Origin of the sequence: Streptomyces pacificus (genome assembly GCF_011766325.1) — a bacterium.
Lineage (GTDB): Bacteria > Actinomycetota > Actinomycetes > Streptomycetales > Streptomycetaceae > Streptomyces > Streptomyces pacificus.
In genome coordinates this window covers 95101-118736 of the sequence record NZ_BLLG01000013.1, presented here as the reverse complement: position 1 = coordinate 118736, position 23636 = coordinate 95101, and the positions used below count along the sequence as shown (strand labels likewise).

Sequence of the window (23636 nt, the reverse complement as noted above, 5' to 3'; positions counted from 1 at the left end):
GCGGAGGCCGGTCCTGAGGCGGCAGCAGAAGCAGCGGTCGTCCGGCTGCCGGTTCGGCGCGTGTTCGTGTCAGCGGGCATCGGCGCCGCTCCCCCTGCCGTCCCGGGTGAGCAGCACACGGGCGGTGGCGATTCCCCCGGAGAGCAGATCCGCCGGGGTGGTGCGCACGTACAGCGCTTCCCGGCCGTTCTCGCGCAGCCGGCCGAGGACGGCGTCGAACGTCGTGCCGGGCGCGTCTGCCGGCACGGGACCGTCTGTGGCGGTGACGGTACCCGCCGCCAGATCCATCAGGAGCACATCGCCGGTGTCCGCGACCGCACCGTGTTCGCCGCCGGCGGCGGCCCCGGCGGCGTCCGCGGTCAGCTGGACCACGCCCAGCAGGTCCCGCAGGGCCGCGCAGCACGCCTGTCCCCGGGAGAGAGCGGCGGCGGCGGCCCAGCGTGCGTCCGGCCCGCCGGCCTCCCGGGCGAGCACCGCGAAGGCGCCGGTACGGCCGTCCTCGCCGAGGTCGAGCAGCTCGGCCTCGATGCCCAGGTTGACCGCGGACTTGAGGAGGAAGACGAGTTCGGGGTCGTCGCCGGGCGTGACCGGCGCGGTTCGCGCCGCTCCGCGCAGGGCGCGCAGCAGGGCGTCATGGGCGAGGGCCGACAGCAGACCGCTTCCTGCGGCCTCGGCGTCGCTGCCGCCGGAGCCCGCACCGGCGGAGGTGGCGAGGACGATCCGCTCGCGGTTGTACGGGCCGAACGGCCGAACGGCGGCGGCCGGTACCCGCAGGTGCTCCCCGGTCAGCAGCGACCTGGCGGGGACCCAGGCGGCGACCTCGGCGGCCGTCGCGGTCCCTGCTCCGGTGGTGAGCACGGCCGGCGCCACGGCGGGCAGGTCGGTGCCCGCGCCGGCCAGGACCCTTACCGGGACGACGTGTTCGACGTATGCCTCGGACGCCCGGTGCAGCGCCCGCGTCCGGGCGCCGGCGAGGTGGTGCACGTCGAAGGCCGCGATCGTGCGGCGCGTGCCCGGCGCGAGTGCCAGTTCGAGCCGACTGGCCTTGAGCGGGGTCTGGGTGAGGCTCTCGTCGTCGAAGCGGACGAACACCCCGGCGAAGGCGCCCACGAGGGCGGCGCTGGTGCGGTTGAGCGCGTCGACGGTGTCCTCGGCGTCGCGCGCGGTCTCCACACCGGCGGTGGCGGGGGCGGCGAGCGGTCCTGGCGCGGCGGGCGCCGCCTGCGTACCGCTGCCGGCAGGCCCTTCCGGCGGGCTCTCCGCACCGGCGCGGACAGCAGCGGCCGCATCGGTACCGGCAGCTCGCACGTCGGCACCGGCAGGTGCGGTCCCTGCACCGGCCCGTGCCTTGGAAGGGCCGCACAGGGCGCAGCGCGGGTGGGGCAGCAGCGGCTCGGCGACGACGTCGAGGGACTGGAGGTTCTGCAGCAGCACCTGGCGGTCCGTCTCGGCCGGCAGCGCTCCGGTGGCGATGCGGAAGATCTCGTAGGCGAGCAGATTGCCCGTCATGGCGGCGACCGGTCCGCCGAGCGGTCCCGCTCCGGCGGGCCTGCCGGGTTCGGCCGCGGCGCCCGCCACCTCGCTCCACAGCGCGGCGGCCGCGCCGGCGTCGTGGTTGGCTCCCAGTCTCAGCAGTGCGCAGGACCAGCAGCCGGCGGACCCGGCGGTGGCGAGCGGGCCGGTGACGGCCAGTTCGCCGAGGGTCCACACGGGTATCAGGGTCTTGCCCTCGGGGACGCCCTCGGCCAGCAGCCGGTGTATGCGCCGCGCGGCACCGGCCCCGGTCACCACGACCATGTCGCAACCGCTGAGTTCCGGCCAGTCGGGCTCGGCGGGGAGCCGGTCGATCCGTACGGGGCAGCCGTCGTCGGTGGCCACTGCCGCCTCCTCCGCCACCTCGGGGAAGTCGGCGCCCAGGGCGATCCCGGCGCAGCCGTTGCGGACCAGGCTCAGGGCGCACCAACGGGCCACGTCGTCGTCGCCGAGCACCGCGACGGGCGTGTCCCGGAACCGGCGGAAGCGCGCGGGCGCGCGGTCGGTGTAGTGGTCGACATAGGCGATCTGGGAGGCGTAGCGGCGGGCGGGGGCCTCGCCCGGGCCGCTCGCCGGGTCGTCCTCGTCCGCGGGCACGTCCCGGGCGAAGTCGCGCTCGTAGAGGGTCCGGATCAGTTCGGCCGCCATCCGGCGCTGCGGGGCGCCGAAGCCGGTGCAGAGTTCGGCGAGGCTGTGGTGGCCGGTGAGGTGGGGCACCATCAGTGAGGCGAAGCGGTATGCGGTGCGGCCCGTCAGATGGAAGCCTCCGTCGGCGTTGTGGAAGAGCACGCCGCCCGGGGTCTCGGTGTACAGCACGTCGCGGCGGATGCGGGGGCGGGTCGCGGCGAGGGAGTCGAACGGCGTCGGGCCCGTGCCGGGCTCCCCCGGCGTGCCCGCGGCCGCGGGGGCCGCGGCTCCGTCAGGGGATTGCGCGCTCGCCGCCGGGTCCCCGCCCGGGGTCGTGGAACCGGCTTCTCTGGCGTCGTCTGCTTCGATGACGTCGGTGGGCATGGCGGTCACACCTTCTGTTCGGGACGGTCGGGCGGGAGGACGGCCGGCGGGTCGGGCGGGGACTCGGCCGAGGAGTCAGGGGGTGGTTCGGGGAGCGATCCGGCCGGGGATTCGGGCCGAGAGGGCGCTGGGGAGCCGGGCGGGGACTCGGCCGAGGAGTCGGGAGGTGGTTCGGCGCAGCAGGCGGGCGGAGAGGCGCAGCCCCGCGCGTAGAGGCGCAGGAAGTCGTGCACCCGGTACGGTCCCGGCGGGCCTTCTTCGAGGAGCCCGGCGTCCGCCAGCCGTTCGAGGAGGTCCTCGGTCTCCGGCGGGGGCAGACCGAGCAGGGCGGCACCGTCGGTGGCGTGGAGTACGCCCGATGCCCCCGCGGCGATGCGCAGGAAAGCGCGCGCCGCTGGTCCGTCGAGCCGGCCGAGCGCCTCGTCCAGCACCCGGCGGAGGGACATGTGCGGCGAGCCGGGCAGGGAGAGCCGGGCCAGCGGGTCGCCGGCCAGCCACCCGGCGCAGTCGGCGAGCCGCAGCGACGGACGGGTGAGCAGTCGTGCCGACACGATCCGCAGCGCGAGCGGATGGTGGCGGCAGAGTTCGGCCAGCGCCCGGGCGGCGTCCGGTTCGGCGCCGACCCGTTCGGCGCCGAGTGCCGTGCGCAGCAGGTCGTACGACTCGTGCTCGGAGAGCGGGCCGAGGCGCTGGACCCAGCCGCCGTGCGCGGCGATCAGTCCGGCGAGCCCCCTCCTGCTGGTGACGAGGGCCGTAACGTCGGGGCGGGTGTGCAGCAGGGGCAGGACCTGGTCGGCGTCGAGCACGTCGTCGAGGACCAGCAGGACGGGGCCGCGGGCGTACGGCTCTCCCAGCGCCGCCGCCACGGCCGCCGTGACCTCGCCCGCGGTGAGGGGCCGCGCGTCGGGGTGGACCATCCGGACGAGGAACCTCCCCCCGGGGAATGCGTCCGCCGCGGCGTGGGCGGCCTGGCGGGCGAGGGCGGTCTTGCCCGTCCCGGGCGCCCCGGAGACCACAACGGTCGCCGCGCCGTGCCCGTCCCGGACGGTGAGGCGCCCGGTCAGGGCGGCGGCCTGGGCGGCCCGGCCGGTGAACGCCGGTACCGGAGGGACGGGGACGACGAGCCCGGCACCGCTCTCGTGCACCGCGGGTCCACCGGCGGGGGACGCGGCCGGGGACGCGGCCGGGAGAGGAAGCGCCGCCCCGGCACCTTCCGGGACCGCCGGCGGGCGTGTACCGTCCGGCGGTCCCGTGCCCGGCGTTGTGGCCCCGGGCAGGGGCGGCGTACCCCCGGGCGTGGCCGGCGGGCGGGCGGAGGGCGCGGCGCCCGCACCGCCCGCGGGGCCCACCGCGCCGCCCGCAGCTTCCGGTCGGCCGGCGCCGCCTTGGGCAGCGGCGGGGCCCTCGGGCGTGACGGGGTCCTGGAGCGGCACCGGCGCGGCCGCGTGATGTACCGGGTCGGCCGGGGCGTACGGCGGTCGTGCACCCGGTACCGCTTGGGGGGGCGGGCCCTCGACCGGCTGCCCGTCGAGGATGTCCGGCACCGGCTCGACCGCCGCCGCCGCGCCCGCCCCGCCCGGCGCGCCCGCTGTGAGTGACGACCGTCCCTCCACCCGGCCGGACGCCACCGCGGGCCGCGGCCGCAGCCGCGGCGGGGCCGGCGGGGCGACGGGAGCGGCGCGCCCGAGGTCGTCGCCGCGCAGGATGGCCAGTTCGAGTTCCCGCAGGGCCAAGGACGGGTCCACGCCCAGCTCGGCCCTGAGGTAGGCCTTGACCCTCCGGTACTCCGCCAGCGCCTCCGTCTGCCGTCCGCTCCGGTACAGCGCCTCGATCAACTGCTCGCGAAAGCGCTCGTGGCCCGGATGGGCGCGGGTGGCACCCCAGAGGGTGACCAGTGCCTCACCGCAGCGCCCCAGGGCGAGTTGCAGATCGCAGACCTTCTCGACGGTGTGCAGCCGCTCCTCCGCGAGCCGCGGCACCTCGTCGCGGCGCAGCACGTCGGAGCGGACGTTCGCCAGCAGCGGCCCCTGCCACAGCGACAGCGCGTCCTGAAGGGTGTCCAGTTCCCTCTCCGGGTCGTGTGGGTACGTCGCGGCCAGGCGCAGCCGTTCCCGGAACCCGATCAGGTCGAGGGAGTCGGGCCCCGCGCAGATGCGGTAGCCGCCGGGTACGGCCTCGATCGGCGCGCCGGTCACTCCGTGCTTCACGAACAGCCGCCGCAACCGCAGCACACAGGTCTGGAGTGCCGCTCTGGCGGTCGCGGGCTGTTCCTCGCCCCACATGGCGCGCTGGAGGTACTCGACGGAGACGACACTGTTGGCGTGCAGGAGCAGGGAGGCGAGGAGAACGGTCGGTTTTGAGGGCGGAAGGACCACGCTGTCGGCACCGTCGGTGATGCTCAGCGGTCCCAGCAGCTGAAACCGCATCGGGGCACGCTCGCCTAGTCCCATCCGTTGACGCGCTTGCAGAAGGCGAGGGCCTCCTGGGGAGCGGCGGCGCCGCGGGCCGCACCGTCGACTCGGCCGCAGGCGGTCCCGCTCACCTGGCGCGGGGTGGGGAGGCCCGCGGAGAGGTGCCGGGCAGCCGCTTCGGTCGGTGAGGCGGCTGCGGCTGCGGCTGCATACGAGGCGGGCATGGCATACGGGGCGGGCACGGCGGCGGCGCCCGCTGCCGTCGTCAGTGCGACGGTCGCGAGTCCGGCGGCGGCACCGGCCAGGGCGGTGCGCAGCGGTCTCTTCGCACATGACATCAGGTTCATGGGGACTCCCTGTTGTGGCCTACCAGTGGGGGGGTGTGCGCCAGGTGCGACCCTGCCAGGGCGGTGACCCTTTCAAGAGACGGATGTCTGTCAGCTTGATGCAGCGGTGACGGCAGCTTTGTGTCAACGCAGCAGGACGCGCATAAATCGCGGCTCGCCCCGGCAACGCGGTTGACTGGTCGGGGTGTTGGCCCGCCGACCGGCATCTTCCGCCGGTCGCCCGCCGATTCCCGCGCCGAATCCGCGGGGGATGCCGGCCTCCGCGCCGGCCACGACCGTTCAGCGACGCGTGACCGCCGTCGACGGCACGGCACTCACCCGCGCGATCGGCGACCGACCCGGACGGGCACTCCCGCTCCTGGGCATCACCGACAAGCCCGACGCCCCCCCAGAACGTGATCAAGCCTTGACGCGCTGTTCGGCCTGCCGGACGGCAGGTGGCACCGGGCTCACCACGGCAGCGCTCGCGCCGTTCGGCGGACACGGGATCAACCTTGCGGCCATCACCGCCGCGATCTGCACCGGCGAGGAGGCCCACCCCGATGCCCGGCGCCGCTATGTCGCGGGCATGGCCTGCGGCTTCTTCTACCTCCTCACCGGGATCTGCGGAGCCACTCTCGTCGGGCTGTTCACCGCGTTGCCGACCGACCTGGTCGCCGTCATCGCCGGGGTGGCGCTCCTCGGCACGTTCTCCACGAGCCTCGCCCAGGCCGTCGCAGACGAGCCGGGCCGGGACGCGGCCGTGGTGGCCTTCCTGACGACGGCGTCGGGCGTCACCCTCGGCGGCATCGGCTCGTCCTGCTGGGGGCTGGTCCTGGGCCTGGCCACCCACATGACGCTCACCCTGCGGGGACGGTCCCCCAGGACCGGCTGACGGAGCGCTCCCCGGCCGGCAGCACCTCCTCACGCCGGCGCCGTCCGCGGCGGACGGGGCCGGGCGCCGTGCGGGGCTACGGGACGGAGCCGGGCCATGCACGCCGGCCGTGGCGCGCCGTCCGGCGCTTCAGCGCGCGCCGTTCGTCCTCGCCGAGCCCGCCCCACACACCGGAGCCCTGGCCGTGGACCACGGCCCACTCGAGGCACTGCTCCCGGACGGGGCACCGGCGGCAGACGGCCTTGGCCTCGGCCACCTGCAGAAGGGCCGGTCCGCTGTTGCCGATCGGGAAGAAGAGATCGGGGTCCTCGTCGCGGCACGCCGCGTCATGACGCCAGTTCTCGTACTCCACGTGGAACGCCTCCTCCGTCCTCGGTTGTTCGTCCGTCCAGACGGGTCACCGACGATCGGCGGCTGAAACGCCCGTCGCGCGGAGAGCCTCTGATCGGGCGGGGTGGGGCGTCGCGGCACCGCGGCCGCCCGGTCCACCCGCGGCCGCCCGGTCCACCGGTGGCCGCCGTTCCGCACGGGCTCTGCCCTTGGTGCCGGTGCCCACCGGCCCCGGCGGGCCGCATCAGCCGCCGGCCGGATGAGCTGCCTCTCCACCGGGGGCTCCGCACCAGCCGGGCCGTACGTTTCACCCGTTCGATGGCGTTTGCGTGGCAGCGGGAACGAACCGGGACTCTCATGGAACCGCGGGCCCAGCGGAGTCCGGCGGAGGTGGCCGATGTACAGCATGTGCGCTGAACGGGTGGAGGCGGCGGGCGGCACCACACTCCTGTGGCACGCCCTCGACCGCAACGGCGACGTCCTGTGCGCCCGGATGGCCGGGGGCACGGCGGCGTGGCAGCCGGAGGCGGCCGACGACCGCGACGAGTACTGCGGGGACTGCATGGACGCTGTCGCGTCGGCGTTCCGCCACGGACCCGACGGCACCGGTGCGCACGTCGCCCCCCACGCCGGCGTGGGGGCCGGAGCGCAGGCCGAAGGTGATGGAGGAGGGGCCTCCTGGCGGGGGACCGATCCGGCGGAGCCGGATCGGTGGGGGAGCCCGGGAGCGGGCGGATCTGCCGTCTGACGCGCTCCGCTGCGGACCGGTGGTGGCCCCCCCGCGTCGGTTCGCGGACCGCCACCCGCCAGGTGCTGCGCCGTCGGTCGGCTCCCGGGAACCTCCGGCGACCGCGACCGCGACCGGCGGACGGTCCCGGTTCCCGGGCACGGGCACGGTTCCCGGGCACGGTGGCGCTCACCGGTGGGCTGCGAGCACCACGGTCGTCGTGCAGAAGGTGAGGCAGACGGCCGCGCAGGCGACTCCCCGGCACACGACGCGGCGCCGCAGCTCCCCGTAGCGGGCCGCGTACTGGGCCTCCAGTTCGCGGGCGCGGACGGCCACCGCCTCGAACTGCTCCCGGGATACCTGGATACGGTCGGCCGTGGCGAGGCGTACGAGTTCGGTGCGTTCGCCGGCCGTGAGCCAGGGCATCCGGTCCGCGAGTGCCTCGGCCGCCGTACGGGCCGCGTGGACATGGGCGTTGGCCATCAGATAGCCCTCCAGCCGGGCGAGGCCGGCCGCCGTGTCGACGCCGTCGCCGGCTCCGCCCTTTGAACGGGTCACCGGCTGCCTCCGTCGTCGCCCAGCGGTGGAGCGGCCCCCCTGCCGGGCTCGAACACGTCCCGGTGGCCGGTCAGGCTCGCCTGGTCGCTCGATGCGACGTCCGGGTGGTGCAGATCGAAGGCCGGGGATTCGGAGCGGATCCGCGGCAGGGTGGAGAAGTTGTGGCGCGGTGGCGGGCAGGACGTCGCCCACTCCAGCGAGCGGCCGTAGCCCCACGGGTCGTCGACCTCGATCTTCTCGCCGTACTTGGCGGTCTTCCACACGTTGTAGAGGAAGGGGAGGATCGACAGGCCGAGCAGGAACGAGCCGATCGTGGAGACGGTGTTCAGCGCGGTGAAGCCGTCGGCGGCCAGGTAGTCGGCGTAGCGGCGGGGCATGCCCTCGGCGCCCAGCCAGTGCTGGACCAGGAAGGTGGCCTGGAAGCCGATGAACAGCGTCCAGAAGGTGATCTTGCCGAGGCGCTCGTCGAGCATCTTGCCGGTGAACTTCGGCCACCAGAAGTGGAATCCGGCGAACATGGCGAAGACCACGGTGCCGAAGACGACGTAGTGGAAGTGTGCGACGACGAAGTAGGAGTCGGAGACGTGGAAGTCCATCGGGGGCGAGGCCAGGATGACACCGGTCAGACCACCGAAGGTGAAGGTGACCAGGAAGCCCATCGCCCAGAGCATCGGGGTCTCGAAGGACAGCGAGCCCTGCCACATGGTGCCGATCCAGTTGAAGATCTTCACACCGGTGGGGATGGCGATGAGGAAGGTCATGAAGGAGAAGAACGGCAGCAGCACCGCCCCGGTGACGTACATGTGGTGGGCCCACACCGTCACGGACAGGCCGGCGATCGCGATCGTCGCCGCCACCAGGCCGATGTAGCCGAAGATCGGCTTGCGGCTGAAGACCGGGATGACCTCCGAGATGATGCCGAAGAACGGCAGCGCGATGATGTAGACCTCAGGATGGCCGAAGAACCAGAAGAGGTGCTGCCACAGCAGGGCGCCTCCGTTGGCCGGGTCGAAGATGTGGCTGCCGAACCTGCGGTCGGCCACCAGCCCGAACAGGGCCGCAGCCAGCACCGGGAAGGCCAGCAGGACCAGCACACCGGTCAGCAGCACCGTCCAGCAGAAGACGGGCATGCGGAACATCGTCATGCCGGGGGCGCGCATGCAGATGATGGTGGTGATGAAGTTGACCGAGCCGAGGATCGTGCCGAAGCCGGAGAAGGCCAGACCCGTGATCCACAGATCGGCGCCGATGTTCGGACTGTGCACGGCGCTCGACAGCGGGGAGTAGGCGAACCAGCCGAAGTCCGGGGCACCGTTGGGGGTGAGGAAGCCGCCCATCGCGATGAGCGAGCCGAAGAGGTACAGCCAGTAGGCGAACATGTTCAGCCGCGGGAACGCCACATCGGGAGCGCCGATCTGCAGCGGCATGATCCAGTTGGCGAAACCGGCGAACAGCGGTGTCGCGAAGATCAGGAGCATCACGGTGCCGTGCATCGTGAACGCCTGGTTGTACTGCTCGTTCGACATGATCTGCGTGCCCGGACGGGCCAGCTCGGCGCGCATGTACAGCGCCATGAGCCCGCCGATGCAGAAGAAGACGAACGCCGTCGACATGTAGAGCGTGCCGATCGTCTTGTGGTCGGTGGTGGTGAGCCACTTCACGACCACGTTGCCGGGCCGCCTGCGCCGGACGGGGAGTTCGTCTTCGTAGGAGTCCGCGCCGAGTGCCTCGGACGACTTGTGCATGGCCACGTTGTCGCTCTCTCAAAAGAGGGGGTTGCAGGAGAAGCATGCCGTGACGGGATCGGACCGGGCCCGAACCGGCTTCCCGGCGAGTCGGCGAGTCGGCGCGCGGCCCCACGGGCGCCGGTCGCTGCCGGTACGGGCCGTGGGCGTACCTGCCGGGCGGTTCCGGGCCGGCCGGGCGCGGCCGCCGGGGGGCGATCGGCGGGGGGCAGGGCGGCCGCCGGGGGCGGTCGGCGGTGGCCGGGGGTCGAACAGGAACCAGGCAGAGAGTGCAGTTTGGCGTCACATGATTTGACACCCCGCCAGCGTGCCGCCGTGAGGTGATCACATGACTGCCCGTCGAATGGCGAGCGGGGGCTGAATCGGTCGATTACGCCCCCGGGACGATCCAATGACCCCAGCCGTGCATAGTGGGGCAAATATGTGCACCGATCCAATCGGAGCCGCTCCGCATTTGCGCCTCCCCATTTAGAGCTCTCCTGCCAGATGTGTGGGTGCCCTGACCTGCTCTGATACGTGAAACACGCCGCTTCCTGTGATCCTTGAGGTGTCTAGACTCAAGTTGGATCAAGCAGGAAAACGGCGTGTCCCTCTTCAGGATATGGAAGCGGACCCTGACGGCGGAGAACACCGTGGTCGAGGGCGTGCGGATCGATGAGAGCGAACAGTGTGTGGTCGTGTCGGTACGGCCCGATGCCCGCCGCCGGCAGCGGTGCGGGAGCTGCCGGCGCCCGGCGCCCTGGTACGACGCGGGACGGGGGCGCCGCCGGTGGCGGGACCTGGACCACGGCGTGATCCGGGTGTTCCTGGAGGCCGAGGCGCCGCGGGTGGCCTGCCGCGAGCACGGGGTGACAGCCGCCGCGGTGCCCTGGGCCCGCCACGGCGCCGGACACACCCACGCCTTCGACCAGCAGACCGCCTGGCTGGCCGCCGAATGCTCCAAGACCGCGGGCTGCCCAGCTGATGCGTACCTCCTGGCGCACGGTCGGCAACATCGTCGAGCGGTACGTCGCCGACCGCGACCGGCACACCGACCGGCTGGGCGGGCTGCGCCGCATCGGGATCGACGAGATCAGCCACCGCAAAGGACAGAAGTACCTGACCGCCGTCGTCTGCCACGACAGCGGGAAGGCGGTGTGGATGGCCGACGGCCACGGCAAGAGCGTGCTGCACCGCCTCTTCGACGCTCTCGGCGCCGAACGCGCCGGCCGGCTGACCCAGGTCAGCGCCGACGGCGCCGCCTGGATCGCCGAGGTCCTGGCCGAGCGCGCCCCGCACGCGCTGCGGGTGATGGACCCCTTCCACGTCATCGCCCGGGCCACCGAAGCCCTGGATGCCGAACGCCGCGCGTCCTGGAACCGCGCCCGCCGGGAGGCGGGCGACGCCGAACGGGCGCGCGCCCTGAAGGACTCCCGCTCCGCGCTGTGGAAGAACGAGGCCGACCTCACCGACCGCCAGGCGGCCAAGCTCGCCTGGATCGCCGCCACCGACCCCCGCCTGCACCTCGCCTGGCGCCTGAAGGAAGCCCTGCGCGCCGTGTTCACCCTCGCCCGCACCCGGCCCAGGGCCGCCCTGAAAGCCCTGGACCGCTGGATCGGCTGGCCCCGCCGCTGCCGCATCGACACCTTCGCCGACCTCCAGCGCCGCATCCGCCGGCACTACAACGCCCATCCGCGCCGCCCTGACCACCGGCATGTCCAACGGACTGATCGAGTCCACCAACACCAAGACCCGCCTGATCAACAGCCGAGGCTTCGGCTTCCACACCGCCGAAGCCATCACCGCCCTCGCCATGCTCACCCTCGCCGGAGACAAACCCACCCTCCCCGACCGCCAACCCACCACAGAAGGACCCACACATCAGGCAGGAGAGCCCTATATCGGGAAGCCGCGGAGCCGCGGGGCTCGGCTCCCATCCTGCGGACCTGCTCGCCGTTGATCTTGCGGCGAGAGCACCACCCGACGGCCCGCTGTCCGTGGACACCCTGCGCGGCCCTCGATCTCGAGCGGAAGCGGAATACAGATGATCACTTTACAAACACTCGCCACACACGCAAGAAACACATCTAGTTTGGCATTTGATCACGCAGCAGACGCAACCAACGGAGGTGTCATGTTGGCATCAAGTGGAGTGGATCTGGCGGCGGGCAGTAGAGCCGGCAAGGGGCGGAAAAGACTCCAGCGCGCAGGAGCCATCGTGACGAGTGCTGTCACCTTCACGGTGGCCCACGCCCTGATGGCACCCAGTGCTCACGCCAGCAACTTCGGCTCGACGTCGTGCGGCGGCACTCCGCGCAACTGCGTCAACCTCGGGGACAACGCGGACCACAGCTGGTACCCGGAAGGAACCTTCGGGAACCAGATATCCGGTATCGCAGCCTCGTTCCAGGAGGCCATGAACGACTACGAGTACTACACCGACCTCACCACCACGAAGAAGAGCCACTCCACCCTCGATGTCCTCGTCACGGACTACAACTACGGCTCCAACGGAGCAGTCGGCTGGGTCGAATGTCTGTCCGGCTCGTCAACCAGCGGCAGCCACCCCTACAAGCGCTGCGATCGTCAAAAGCTCCGCCTGAACGGCAGCTACTCGAGCTTCTACGGCAATGCCCACGATCGTAAGTCCATGGCATGCCACGAAATCGGCCACACCGTGGGCCTGCGCCACCGGGAGACCGACGGGTCCTGCATGAGCAACAAGCATCCCTCGAGCATCAGCAGCCTTACCAGCACCCACGACGACGCCCACGTCAACGCCTATCACTGAGCATCACGCCATGCCTGTAATGCAGGCGGCCTTGACGGACAACAACAAGGTGGGGACGCGAACCAGCGTCCCCACCTTTCCAGCCGACCGGCGATGAAGAGGAGGAGGGAGCGGGGTGGCAGACGCAGGTGACAGCAGAAGCACGCAGCGCCGGCTCGAAGGGCTGTTCACCGCACACGCCGACCGTGTCTACGCCTTCGCCGCACACAGGCTGGATCCGGAAGCCGCGCGGGACGTCGTATCGGAGACGTTCCTTGCGGCGTGGCGCCGCATCGAAGAGATCCGGGACCCCGCCTTGCCATGGTTGCTCGGCACCGCAAGGAAGATCATCGCCAACGAGCTCCGCAGACACAGCCGTCAGACCGCTCTGACCGAACGCCTCATTGTCATGACGTCGGAACGGGACACGGGCGACGAGTCCGCGTCCGCAGCGGACCGGCAATCCGTCATCGCCGCGATGCGTCACTTGTCCGAGGCGGACCAGGAAGTCCTGACCGTGTCGGCCTGGTACGACCTGAGCGGCTCCGAGGCCGCCAAGGTGCTGGGCTGCTCCCCCGGGGCCTACGCCGTCCGGCTTCACCGAGCCCGCCGCAGACTTCACCGCCAGATGGGACCTGCCGCTGCCGAGGACTGCGCCTCGCATCCCGTCCAGGAGGTAGAGCCGTGAAGAACCGCGACATCCACCACGTCCTACGCAGCGCCCGCCCGCCCGCGTACGACGGATGGCACAACACCGACGAAGCACGCCAAATCCTGGCCAACATCCTCAGCACCACCCCAGAAGAGGAGACGCACATGACACCTCCCACGCGTCGACGTCCTGCCCGGATCGCACTGATCGCCGCCGGTGCCGTAGCAGCGGCCACGGCCGTCGCACTGCTCGCAGGTCCGCAACTCTTCGGCCAGGACAACACACCAGGCAGCAACGGGCAGCAGTCGGCCTCCGCGTTCTTCGAGCCTCTCCGGTTCGGCACGGGCATGCGAGAGGCCGAGCAGTACGACTCGCTCGAGGCCGCCGCCGAGGCCGCCTCCGCCGTGGTGACGGCCGAAGTCGTCGACATCCGGACGACCAGGGTCATCAAAGGCGAAGGAAGTGACCGCCTGTACATGATCGGCGTGGTCGTACGGCCGGTCGAGATCCTGGACGGCGCGCTCGGCGAGACGTCTCAACAGCAGCTCACGGTCGAGTTCATCGGGGGCGGCGAGGACCCGACTGCGGCGGTGGAGCAGATGAAGGCGAGTCTGCCTGAGGGCGAGTCGGTCTGGTTCCTCCGTTCCAAGGCGGAGGAGGGCGAGCGCCATCTGGGGGAGCTCAAGCAGGCCGGCAGGACTCCTTCTCCCGATGAGGTCAAGGCCATCGAGGGGGACAAGCCCTACTACCGTGTCGTCTCATCCCAGGGGCTCTTCGTCCAGGAAGGCCAGGAGGTGACCAACCCCATCGTGAGCGAGGACGAGACGTCCGACGCGATGGTGGTCGAGGGCGAGAAGTACGACAAGGTGACCAACCTTGCCGACCACGTGCGCGAAACACGCTAGAAGCCGCCGCAGCTCTGCAGGGGTGGGCCGCCGATCACCATCGGTGCCCGCCTCTGCCTCGCTGAGCGCCGGGGAACCGCTGCTGCTCACCCGCGACCCCATGGGCGGCTTCACCACCCGCCTGGGCAACACCGCCCGCTCCGGAGGCCGCTGACCGCCGTCAGCCCCGTGCTGACCCGGGCTCCCCCCCTGCTGATCATGCTGGACCGGCTGCGCCGCTCCCCGCGCGACATCACCGGCCCCGGTGCGGGCAAGGCCATCGACCGGTTCATCGAGCTGAACAAGCTCGGCGCCCACAGCTGGGACCTGTCCGCCATCCCCGCCGGCCGCCTGCACGCGCTGTCCCGCTACGCCTCCTCGGTGCGCGCCCGCGCGGTCGCCGACCTCGCCGAGCCGCGGCGGATGGCCACCCTGGTGGCGTTCGGCCGCCGCGATGCGCAACCGGTCCGCGGACGAGGCGATCGAGGTCTTCGACATGCTGATGTCCGACCTGGCCCGCACCTCCGCGAACCTGGCCGCCAAGCAGCGCATGCGCACCCTGGGCGACCTGGATTCCTCAGCCCTGATGCTGCGCGAGGCGTGGATCACCCTCGCCCACGCCGCAGCCGACCCCGACCAGAAGGACATCCGCGGTGCTTTCGACCTGGTCGACATCACCGCAATGCACCAGGCCGCGCGCACCGTCGGCGAACTCGCCCGGCCCGAGGCCGAGACCACCGCCGCCGAGCTGACCGCCCGCTACCGCACCGTCAACCAGCCGTTGCGCCGCCTGGCCAAGCGCCTCGGCCTGGACGGCGTCGAAGAGGCCGGCCCCCTGGCCGGGGGCAGCCGCCGGGGCGGTCATAAGGCTAGGCTAACCTTGCACCGTGAGAGTCGGTGAGGAGAACACGGCCCCGGGGCCCCGCGGTCATGAGCTGTCGGCCACGGGTGTCACCGTGGCCTACGAACGTGTCGATGTCGTGCACAACGCGTCCCTGACGCTGCGGCCCGGCGAAGTGACCGTGCTGGTCGGGCCGAACGGCAGCGGGAAGTCGACGCTGCTGCGCACCCTGGCGCGGCTCCAGCGGCCCAGGAGCGCGGACATCGTCATCGACTCCGCCACGGACGGACTCGCCCTGACTCCGCGGCAGTTCTCCCGCCATGTCGCCCTGCTGACACAGGGGCGCCCCACACCCGGTGGGCTCACCGTGCGCGATGTCGTCGAGTTCGGCCGGTACCCGTACCGGAGCCGCTGGGGCACGTCGGACCCGGGCGGGCGGGCCGCGGTGGACCGCGCGCTCGCCGTGACCGGCGTCGCGGAGCTCGCCCACCGGGGGGCGGAGCATCTGTCCGGAGGACAGCTGCAGCGGGTCTGGCTCGCCTGCTGCCTCGCCCAGGAGACCGGGGTGGTGCTGCTCGACGAACCGACCACCTACCTCGATCTGCGCTACCAGGTCGAACTCCTCGATCTCGTCCGCGACCTCGCCGACGTCCACGGGATCGCCGTCGGCGCCGTCCTGCACGACCTCGACCAGGCCGCGGCCGTCGCCGACCGGATCGTGCTGCTCCACGAGGGCCGGGTCGTCGCCGACGGCCTCCCGGGGGAAGTCCTCACGGCGCGGCGGCTGACCGGTGCCTACGGCATCCGCATCGAGGTCGACACCGATCCCCTGACCGGCCGGCTGCGCACCCGCGCGATCGGGCGGCACCACTCGCGAACCGAAAGGCTCAGTACCACCCCATGAGACGCATGATCCCCGCCGCCGCGGTCGCGACCGCGGCGGCCCTCGCCCTGACCGCCTGCGGGACCACCGAGCCCGCCGCCGACGACGACGCGAAGAAGGCCGCTGAGCCGATCACCCTGACCGACGCGACCGGCGCGGAGGTGAAGCTCGACGGCCCCGCCGAGAAGGTCGTCGGCACGGAGTGGAACGTCGTCGAGAGCCTGGTGTCACTGGGCGTCGACCCCGTCGGCGTCGCGGACGTCAAGGGCTACAAGAACTGGGACACCGCCGTTCCGCTGAAGAACGAGCCCAAGGACATCGGCACCCGTGGCGAGCCCAGCATGGACACGATCGCGTCCCTGTCGCCCGACCTGATCGTCGCCACCACCGATCTGCCGCCGGCCGCGGTGAAGCAGCTGCGCAAGATCGCACCCGTGCTGGAGGTGCGCGCGGCCGACGCGGCGGACCCCATCGGGCAGATGACCGGGAACCTCGACCTGATCGCCGAGGCCACCGGCACCACGGAGCAGGCCGGGAAGCTCAAGAAGGACTTCGAGGCGAAGCTCGCCGAGGGCAGGAAGGCCCTCGCCGACGCCGGTCACGCCGGCACCGCGTACGCCTTCGCCGACGGCTATGTCGTCTCCAACCAGGTCTCGATCCGCCCGTACACGAGCCGCTCGCTGATCGGCGCCGTCAACGAGAGGATCGGCCTGAAGAACGCCTGGACCGTCGAGGGCGACCCGGCCTACGGGCTCGCCGCGACCGATGTCGAGGGCCTCACCAAGCTCGGCGACGTGCAGTTCGCCTACATCGGCAGCGACGGCGACACGGCCAGCACGCCGTTCAACGGCGTACTCGCGAAGGACTCGGTGTGGACGTCGCTGCCGTTCGTGAAGAAGGGCGACGTCCACCGGCTGCCCGACGGCATCTGGATGTTCGGCGGCCCCGAGTCGATGGGCAAGTACGTCGACGCCACGGTCCAGGCGCTGACGAAGTAGCACCGATGGCCGTCACCGCTTCCCCGCCCGCCACCCTTCCTCCGGCCGCCCCCTCCCGGACGGGCGCGGCCGCGGTGACGGCCGCGCTGGTCCTCCTTCTCGCGGCCCTCGCGGTCGTCGACATCACCCAGGGCACGGCCGCCGTCGGCGCGCCCGAGGTCTGGAAGGCGCTCACCGGGCGCGCCGAACCGGGCGACGCGTCCGTCGTCATCGCCTCCCGGCTCCCCCGTATGGCCGCGGGGCTGCTCGTCGGGGCCGTGCTCGGCATGGCGGGCGCCGCCCTCCAGGCGGTCAGCCGCAATGTGCTCGCCTCCCCCGACACCCTGGCGGTGAACGCCGGCTCCTATCTTGCCCTGGGACTGGCCACCGTCACCGGCGTCTCGCTGCCGCTCCTCGCCTCCTCCGGGGTGGCGTTCGCCGGCGGTCTCGCGGCGGCGGCCGTGGTGCTCGGGCTGTCGGGCCTGGGCACCGGCACCGTACGGCTGGTGCTCGCCGGCAGCGCCCTGATGCTCGGGCTGACCGCCGTCACCGAGAGCCTGCTGCTGCTCTTCCCGCAGCAGACGGAGGGGCTCTACCGCTGGAACCAGGGCAGCATCGCGCAGAACGGCTTCGACGGCGTGCTGCAGATGGCGCCGCTCGCCGTGATCGGCCTCGTCGGGCTGCTGCTCGTGGGGCGCAGGCTGGACGCCCTGGCGCTCGGCGAGGACGCGGCGCGCGGGCTCGGCGTCCCCGTCCGGGCGACCCGGGTCACGGTGGTCGCGCTCGCGGCGCTGCTCTCGGCTGCGGCCGTCACCCTCGCCGGGCCGATCGGGTTCGTGGGGCTGTGCGCCCCGGCCCTGGTACGGCCGCTCGCGCGCCGGTTCCGGGCGTACTCCCGGGCGCGTGCGGGCATACCCGTCGCCGGTCTGGCCGGTGCGGTGCTGGTCCTCGGCTCGGACGTGCTGCTGCGCGCCGTGGTGCCCGCCGACGTGGCGGTCGCCGTGCCGACGGGCGTGGCCACCAGCCTCGTCGGCGCCCTGTTCCTGGTCGTGATGGCCGCCCGGGTCAGGGATGCTGCGGGCGGTGCGGGTACCGCCGCTGCCGCCGACCGGCTGCGCATCCGGAGCCGGGCCGTCTTCCTGACCACCACGGCCGTGCTGGTGGCGGTGCTCGTCGGTGTGACGATCACCGCCGTGCTGCTGGGAGACAGCAAGCTGCTGCTCGGCGACGTGCTGAACTGGGCCCAGGGCAGGGCCGGTCGCACGGTCGGATTCGTCCTGGACACCCGCGTGCCCCGGGTCCTCGCGGCCCTGTGCGCGGGCGCCGCGCTCGCCCTGGCCGGGACGCTGGTGCAGGCGGTGACCCGCAATCCGCTGGCCGAACCGGCCATCCTGGGCGTCTCCGGCGGTGCGGCGCTCGGTGCCGTGCTCCTGGTGACGACGGTGGCCTCGGCCGGACCGTGGAGTGTGGCCGGGGCGGCGTTCGCCGGCGCCGCGGCCAGTTCCCTCATCGTCTTCGGACTGGCGGCGCGGGACGGCTTCCGGCAGAACCGGCTGGTCCTCGTCGGCTTCGGTGTCGCCACCGGCAGTGCCGCGGTCATCGGTCTCCTGATCGTCCTCACCGACCCGTTCAACGCGACGAAGGCACTCACCTGGCTGTCGGGGTCGACATACGGGCGGAACCTGACCGACGTGGTCCCGCTCGCGATCGTGCTGGCCGTGGCCGGGCTCGCCGCGGTGGTCCGGCGCACCGAACTGGACCTGGTGTCGCTGGACGAGGACACCCCCAGGCTGCTGGGGCTCGATCTGGCGCGGGGGCGGCTGGGATTCCTCGTGCTGAGCGTGCTGCTCGCGGCCACCGCCGTCGCCGCCGCCGGCACGATCGGCTTCGTGGGGCTCGTGGCCCCGCACGCGGCGAGGGCGCTGGTGGGCCGGCGGCACGTCCGGGTGGTACCGGTGGCGGTACTCCTCGGGGCCGCGCTGGTGTGCGTCGCGGACCTGCTGGGCCGTACCGTGATCGCCCCGGCGCAGCTCGGCGCCGGACTGATGACCGCGGTGATCGGCACGCCGTACTTCCTCCATCTGCTGGTCCGCACCCGCCGATAGCCGCACCCGCCGATAGCCGCACCCGCCGATGGCCGCACCCGCCGATGGCAGCGCCCGCCGATGGCAGCGCCCGCGCAGTCCCCCGTCGGGACCGCGCACCCCGGCACATGGGACGCGGCGGCGGGATCCCGGCCGCCGCGGCGGCAGCGCCGGCGGATGCGCCCGCGGGGCGGCAGGGCCGTTCGGGCATGATGGGGTGGCGGCGTGTGCGGAGGGGGCTAGGGATGGGTGAGAGTCCGGCGCTGGGGCGGAAGGGCGTCCCCGCGGCACCCCAGTTGCGGCTGGATGAACTGCTGGAGGGCCTGCAGGCGCAGGTGGAGCAGGTCCGCGCGACGCGGGACCGGGTGCGTACGCTGCTGGACGCGGTCCTCTCCATCGGCACCGACCTGGATCTCGATGTCGTGCTGCGCCGCATCACCGAGTCCGCCGTGACCCTGGTGGACGCCCGGTACGGGGCCCTGGGCGTGCTGGGCGAGAAGGGGAGGATCCGGCGGTTCATCACGGTCGGCCTGGACGAGGACACGATCGAGGCGATCGGCCACTACCCCGAGGGCCGGGGCATCCTGGGACTGCTGACCGAGGAGCCGGAGCCGCTGCGCCTGGCCGATCTGGGCCGCCATCCCGGCTCCGTCGGCTTCCCCGAGGGGCACCCGCCGATGACGACGTTCCTGGGTGCGCCGGTGCGCGTGCGTGATCAGGTCTTCGGCAACCTGTACCTGACCGACAAGCACGGCGGGGCGGAGTTCGACGACGACGACGAGGCGGTGCTGCGCACCCTGGCCGCCGCGGCCGGCGTCGCGATCGACAACGCCCGCCTGTACGAGGACACCCGGCGCCGCGAGCTGTGGCTGGCGGCGAGCAGTGAGCTGACCCGCAACCTGCTGTCGGGCACCGGCACGGAACAGGTCCTGCACCAGATCGCCGCCACGGTCAGCGCGCTGTCCGGCGCTGACCTGGTGACGCTGGCGGTACCGCTCGACGACGGCGACGAGCTGGTGATCGAGGCCGCTGAGGGCGAGGGCGCCGGGCATGTGCACGGGCTCGTGCTGCCTGCCGCCACACTGGCCGCGCAGGTCTACCACTCCAACCGGCGGTTCATGAGCAGTGCCCTGTCACAGGAGCCCCAGGGCGGCGGCGGCTCCGCGTCACGCATCGGCCTGGGCCCGGGATTCCTGCTCCCCCTGGGCGGGGCCGAGCAGGTGCGCGGCGTCCTGCAGGTCGCCAACCTGACGGGCGGCACGGAGTTCACCGAGGCCACCATGGCCATGATCAGCGGCTTCGCCGACCAGGCCGCACTCGCCCTGGAGATCGCCGAGCACCGGCGCGAGGCCGAGCAGCTCATGGTCCTGAGCGATCGGGACCGCATCGCCCGCGACCTGCACGACCTGGCCATCCAGCGGCTGTTCGCCTCCGGGCTGACGCTGAACTCGGTACTGGGCCGTGTGGCCGACCGGCCGGAGGTCGCCGAGCGGGTGCAGCGGGTCGTCGACGACCTCGACGACACCATCAAGACCGTGCGCGGCACGATCTACGCACTGCGCGAGCGTGACCGTGCCGACGGCCGCGGCGGACTGCGCGGAAGACTGCTGGCCGAGGCAGACCGCGCCGCCACCGTGCTCGGCTTCGCCCCCGCCCTGCGCATGACCGGCCTGCTGGACACCGACGTCCCCGACGGCCATGCCGAGCAGTTGCTGGCGGTGCTGCGGGAGACCCTCTCGAACACCGCCCGGCATGCCCGCGCAACCGCCGTCGAGGTGACCGCAGAGACGGACGGCTCACGGCTCCGGCTGCTCGTCGCCGACAACGGCCGGGGCATCGACCCGGCTGTCACCCGCCGCAGCGGCCTGGACAACCTCCTCCGGCGCGCCACCGGCCTCGGCGGCAGCTTCGCCGTCACCGCGAACCGGCCCACCGGCACCATCGCGGAATGGACGGTACCGCTACCCGCGCGGACACCGGCCTGACCCCGTTGCCCGAGCGAGGCGCGTGCCCCTCGCTCGGGCTGCTTCATCTCGTCCATCGCGGCGGGATCGTAGACGGGAGGCCGGGCACCCCGGGCCTCGATCCCAAGGGTGAGGTGCACCGGGGCGGGAACGGTCAGGCGGCGGCGAAGGCGATGCAGGTGCCGACGGTGAGGCCGGGGGTCAGGGCGAACTCGTCTTCGAACGCGAGGCGTTCGAGGGCGGCAGCGATGTAGCCGGGCGCGGCTGCCGCCAGGGCCTGGCGCATGGCTTCGCCGGCAACGTCTGCTGCGGGCAGGCCGGCGGAGTAGTGCGCGGCGATGCCGTATGTCTCGGCCATCCGCGTGTTGATCCGCTCCAGAGCGGCCTGAACGTCGGTGTCACCCTGATCGGCACACAGGAAGAGATCCACTTGGGCGCGGCCGTTGGCGGCGGTGGTCACCGGCCGGAGACCAGACGCAGTCAGCCGCTCGGGGCAGTCCTGCACCACCTCGGCGGCCGGGATGTCCTTGGGCCTGCGCCGCAGCTTCTCCTCGAAGCGGCGCGTCCCGTCCCTGAGGTACGGGCTGGCGACCTCCACGGCGGCGACCGTCACGTTTCGAGTGACCTCCACCGCAACCGGGCGCGAGTGGTCCGGACGGCCCGAAGGCGCACCGTCGTTCGTGAGGGGGGTAGGGCCGACCGGCCCTACCCCCCTCACGGCCCCCGGGAGGACCATGGACCGATGTTCCAGACAGACGGCTTTCGCGTACTCGACCGCCAGGAGTGCCTGCGGCTGCTGGCGAGGGTGCCGGTGGGCCGTGTGGTGTACACCCGGCAGGCACTGCCCGCGGTCCTCCCCGTCAACTTCCACCTGGACACCGACGCGTCCGTGCTGACGTGCACCTCGTCTGCCTCGGATCTCGTACGGGCCGTCGACGGCACCGTAATCGCCTTCGAGGCCGACGAGTTCGACGCGGCGACCCGGTCCGGCTGGAGTGTGGTCGTCACCGGGCTGGCCACCGTGGTGACCGATCCCGCCGAGCACGAGCGGCTGACACAGACCGGCCCCAGGTCCTGGATGCCGTTGCGGGACGGCGTGTTCGTGCGCATCGACTCGGAGATGGTCACCGGACGCGAACTCAAGGGAACACCCGGCGCGCGGTGAGATGGCCCGGGCGCGGGTTCGGCGGACCTGCCGGGCAGGGCCTCTTTGCGGCTGCCCGGAAGCGCCGGCGCGCGCTCGGACGGCCGGTACTGCCGTCCGACCGCGCAGTCGCGGAACTCATCGGGTTGACATCCTCCCGGGCCTAAAGGCCCGGGATTCCCGCCTGCTCCCACACGGGCTGTGTGGGTCGCTTCGGGTGGGTTCCTGCTTCGCTGCGCGGTGCGGGCACGGGTGCCCGTCTTACCTGCGCTCCACTGGCTGACACCGCCAGTGCGGCGGCCTTGGCGACGTTGACCGCCGCGTTCACATCCCGGTCCAGCACGGTCCCGCACGCCCCGCATGTCCACTCGCGGACACCGAGGGGCTTGGGGCCGTCCTTGACGCCGCACGCGGAGCACACCTGGGAGGTCGGCTCGAAGCGGCCGATCTTCACGAAGGTGCGGCCGTACCGGGCGGCTTTGTACTCCAGCATGGACACGAACGCCGACCATCCGGCGTCGTGCACGGACTTGGCCAGGCGTGTACGGGCGAGTCCCTTCACCGCCAGGTCCTCGACGGCAACCGCTTGGTTCTCGCGGATGATCTTCGTCGAGAGCTGGTGGTGGAACTCGCGGCGTGCGTCGGCCACCTGCGCGTGAGCGCGGGCGACCTCAAGCCGGGCCTTGTTCCGGTTGCTGCTGCCCTTCTCCTTGCGCGAGAGGGCGCGTTGGGCGTTCTTCAGGCGCTTCTCGGCCCGGCGCAGGAAGCGGGGGCTGCCGATCTTCCGGCCGTCGGAGAGAACGGCGAAGTGCCCGAGGCCGAGGTCGATGCCCACCTCGGGCATCGTCTCCGGAAGGACCTCGCAGGCGTCCGTCTCGACGACGAAGCTCGCGAAGTACCGGCCGGCCGCGTCCTTGACCACGGTCACGGTGGTCGGGGTGGACGGCAGCGCGCGGGACCACCTGACCGTGAGGTCGCCGATCTTCGGCAGGCGCAGCTTCCCGCCCGGCGTGATGTGCCAGGCCGCGTTCGCGGTGAAGCGGATCGACTGCCGGTTGTCCCGCCTCGATTTGAAGCGCGGGGCTCCCATGCGCGGGCGCTTGCCCTTCAGCCCGTCGAAGAAGTTCCGGTACGCGGTGTCCAGGTCCCGCAGGGACTGCTGGAGGACCACCGCCGAAACCCGGCCGAGCCAGGCCCGCTCCGGGGTCTTCTTGACGGCGGTGAGGCGCTTGGACAGCTCCGCCGGGGTGACGAACGGCAGCCCCGCTGCGCGGGCCTCCTCGCGGACGCGCAACGCGTCGTTGAAGACGACCCGAGCACACCCGAACGCCCTCGCCAACGCCGTGCGCTGACCGGCGCTGGGGTACACGCGGAAGCTGTACCTGAGCTGCACAACGATCACTCTACCGTTGGCCTATGTCACCACGATGGAAACCGAACCCCGATATCCGCAGGGGTCGAACAGTCGTCTACCACGTGCACGCACACTTGGTATTCGTCACGAAATACCGGGGTGGAGTCATGAACGACGAGATGCTGACGCGCTGCGAAGAGGTCATGCGCAAGGTCTGCGAGGACTTCGGCGCGGAGCTGAAGGAGTTCAACGGCGAGAGCGACCACGTCCACCTCCTCGTGCACCACCCCCCGAAGGTCGCGCTCGCCAGCCTGGTCAACAGCCTCAAGGGCGTCTCGTCCCGCCGTCTGCGCGCGGAGTTCACCGGCCGGGTCAACCAGGCGATCATGCACGGCCGGTTCTGGTCACCCTCGCACTTCGCGGGCTCGTGCGACGGTGCACCGCTCCAGGTGGTCAAGGACTACATCGCGCAGCAGAAGCGGCCGGACTGAGCGCGGCCAGCCGTGGGTGCGGGTGAACAGCGCGGACCCGTACCCACAGCTGAGGTCAGAGCAATCTTCAGATGCGA

The 23636-nt window shown here is 72.2% G+C and carries 20 protein-coding genes and 1 pseudogene; 13 read left to right on the top strand and 8 right to left on the bottom strand.

What is annotated here, in order from left to right; translation table 11 throughout:
* Window positions 1–69: 69 nt before the first annotated feature.
* The 3 genes from SCWH03_RS20435 to SCWH03_RS20425 are packed head-to-tail and all read right to left on the bottom strand — an operon-like array spanning window position 70 to window position 5302.
* Window positions 70–2544, bottom strand: coding sequence for a TOMM precursor leader peptide-binding protein (locus SCWH03_RS20435; RefSeq protein WP_173265733.1), 2475 nt, complete (start codon window positions 2542–2544; stop codon window positions 70–72).
* A 5-nt stretch (window positions 2545–2549) separates the two neighbouring features.
* A complete protein-coding gene (locus SCWH03_RS20430) occupies window positions 2550–4970 on the bottom strand; it encodes an AfsR/SARP family transcriptional regulator (RefSeq protein WP_254076895.1) in 2421 nt (806 codons plus the stop codon).
* Between the two features lie 14 nt (window positions 4971–4984).
* On the bottom strand, window positions 4985–5302 hold the full coding sequence (locus SCWH03_RS20425) for a hypothetical protein (RefSeq protein WP_173265732.1): 318 nt from the start codon (window positions 5300–5302) through the stop codon (window positions 4985–4987).
* Window positions 5303–5591: 289 nt separating this feature from the next.
* On the opposite strand from SCWH03_RS20425, the gene SCWH03_RS20420 reads away from it, so the two are divergent.
* The gene (locus SCWH03_RS20420; RefSeq protein ID WP_371872732.1) at window positions 5592–6176 is read left to right on the top strand and encodes a benzoate/H(+) symporter BenE family transporter; all 585 of its coding nucleotides are present in this window, start codon (window positions 5592–5594) and stop codon (window positions 6174–6176) included.
* Between the two features lie 76 nt (window positions 6177–6252).
* Here the strand turns inward: SCWH03_RS20420 and SCWH03_RS20415 are convergent, their stop codons facing one another.
* On the bottom strand, window positions 6253–6528 hold the full coding sequence (locus SCWH03_RS20415; protein ID WP_173265731.1) for a WhiB family transcriptional regulator: 276 nt from the start codon (window positions 6526–6528) through the stop codon (window positions 6253–6255).
* Window positions 6529–6903: 375 nt separating this feature from the next.
* Between SCWH03_RS20415 and SCWH03_RS20410 the strand changes: the two genes are divergently transcribed.
* Window positions 6904–7254, top strand: coding sequence for a hypothetical protein (locus SCWH03_RS20410; RefSeq protein WP_173265730.1), 351 nt, complete (start codon window positions 6904–6906; stop codon window positions 7252–7254).
* A gap of 168 nt (window positions 7255–7422) precedes the next feature.
* Here SCWH03_RS20410 and SCWH03_RS20405 read toward each other — a convergent pair whose 3' ends face one another.
* Both SCWH03_RS20405 and ctaD read right to left on the bottom strand, forming a co-directional pair.
* Window positions 7423–7791: a hypothetical protein gene (locus SCWH03_RS20405; RefSeq protein ID WP_173265729.1), complete on the bottom strand. Its 369-nt coding sequence runs from the start codon at window positions 7789–7791 to the stop codon at window positions 7423–7425.
* Window positions 7788–9536, bottom strand: a complete 1749-nt coding sequence (gene ctaD / locus SCWH03_RS20400) for an aa3-type cytochrome oxidase subunit I (protein WP_173265728.1) — start codon at window positions 9534–9536, stop codon at window positions 7788–7790. Before ctaD ends, SCWH03_RS20405 begins: the two co-directional genes overlap by 4 nt.
* 584 nt (window positions 9537–10120) lie before the next feature.
* Between ctaD and SCWH03_RS20395 the strand changes: the two are divergent.
* The 9 genes and pseudogenes from SCWH03_RS20395 to SCWH03_RS20355 all read left to right on the top strand — a co-directional run.
* A pseudogene (locus SCWH03_RS20395) lies at window positions 10121–11373 on the top strand (ISL3 family transposase); the annotation flags it as partial.
* 360 nt (window positions 11374–11733) lie between these two features.
* Window positions 11734–12306 (top strand): hypothetical protein, encoded by a 573-nt coding sequence (locus SCWH03_RS20390; protein ID WP_173265727.1) that lies wholly within the window; start codon window positions 11734–11736, stop codon window positions 12304–12306.
* Between the two features lie 115 nt (window positions 12307–12421).
* On the top strand, window positions 12422–12973 hold the full coding sequence (locus SCWH03_RS20385; protein WP_173265726.1) for an RNA polymerase sigma factor: 552 nt from the start codon (window positions 12422–12424) through the stop codon (window positions 12971–12973).
* The gene (locus SCWH03_RS20380; protein ID WP_173265725.1) at window positions 12970–13842 is read left to right on the top strand and encodes a hypothetical protein; all 873 of its coding nucleotides are present in this window, start codon (window positions 12970–12972) and stop codon (window positions 13840–13842) included. The genes SCWH03_RS20385 and SCWH03_RS20380 overlap by 4 nt, the downstream gene beginning before the upstream one ends.
* 433 nt (window positions 13843–14275) lie before the next feature.
* Window positions 14276–14722, top strand: coding sequence for a hypothetical protein (locus SCWH03_RS20375; protein WP_173265656.1), 447 nt, complete (start codon window positions 14276–14278; stop codon window positions 14720–14722).
* Complete coding sequence (locus tag SCWH03_RS20370) at window positions 14709–15566, top strand: ABC transporter ATP-binding protein (protein ID WP_173265724.1); 858 nt, start codon at window positions 14709–14711, stop codon at window positions 15564–15566. Before SCWH03_RS20375 ends, SCWH03_RS20370 begins: the two co-directional genes overlap by 14 nt.
* Window positions 15563–16543 (top strand): iron-siderophore ABC transporter substrate-binding protein, encoded by a 981-nt coding sequence (locus SCWH03_RS20365; protein ID WP_173265723.1) that lies wholly within the window; start codon window positions 15563–15565, stop codon window positions 16541–16543. The genes SCWH03_RS20370 and SCWH03_RS20365 overlap by 4 nt, the downstream gene beginning before the upstream one ends.
* A gap of 5 nt (window positions 16544–16548) precedes the next feature.
* A complete protein-coding gene (locus SCWH03_RS20360; protein ID WP_173265722.1) occupies window positions 16549–18627 on the top strand; it encodes an iron ABC transporter permease in 2079 nt (692 codons plus the stop codon).
* 224 nt (window positions 18628–18851) lie between these two features.
* Window positions 18852–20591 (top strand): sensor histidine kinase, encoded by a 1740-nt coding sequence (locus tag SCWH03_RS20355; protein ID WP_254076894.1) that lies wholly within the window; start codon window positions 18852–18854, stop codon window positions 20589–20591.
* Between the two features lie 133 nt (window positions 20592–20724).
* Here SCWH03_RS20355 and SCWH03_RS20350 read toward each other — a convergent pair whose 3' ends face one another.
* Window positions 20725–21183 carry a hypothetical protein gene (locus SCWH03_RS20350; protein ID WP_173265721.1) on the bottom strand — a complete coding sequence of 153 codons (459 nt, stop codon included), beginning with the start codon at window positions 21181–21183 and terminating at the stop codon, window positions 20725–20727.
* Between the two features lie 129 nt (window positions 21184–21312).
* Between SCWH03_RS20350 and SCWH03_RS20345 the strand changes: the two genes are divergently transcribed.
* Window positions 21313–21735, top strand: a complete 423-nt coding sequence (locus SCWH03_RS20345; protein ID WP_173265720.1) for a pyridoxamine 5'-phosphate oxidase family protein — start codon at window positions 21313–21315, stop codon at window positions 21733–21735.
* Window positions 21736–21877: 142 nt separating this feature from the next.
* Here SCWH03_RS20345 and SCWH03_RS20340 read toward each other — a convergent pair whose 3' ends face one another.
* Window positions 21878–23107 carry an RNA-guided endonuclease InsQ/TnpB family protein gene (locus SCWH03_RS20340; RefSeq protein ID WP_173265719.1) on the bottom strand — a complete coding sequence of 410 codons (1230 nt, stop codon included), beginning with the start codon at window positions 23105–23107 and terminating at the stop codon, window positions 21878–21880.
* 23 nt (window positions 23108–23130) lie between these two features.
* On the opposite strand from SCWH03_RS20340, the gene tnpA reads away from it, so the two are divergent.
* Window positions 23131–23559 (top strand): IS200/IS605 family transposase, encoded by a 429-nt coding sequence (tnpA, locus tag SCWH03_RS20335; RefSeq protein WP_173265718.1) that lies wholly within the window; start codon window positions 23131–23133, stop codon window positions 23557–23559.
* Window positions 23560–23636 lie beyond the last annotated feature (77 nt).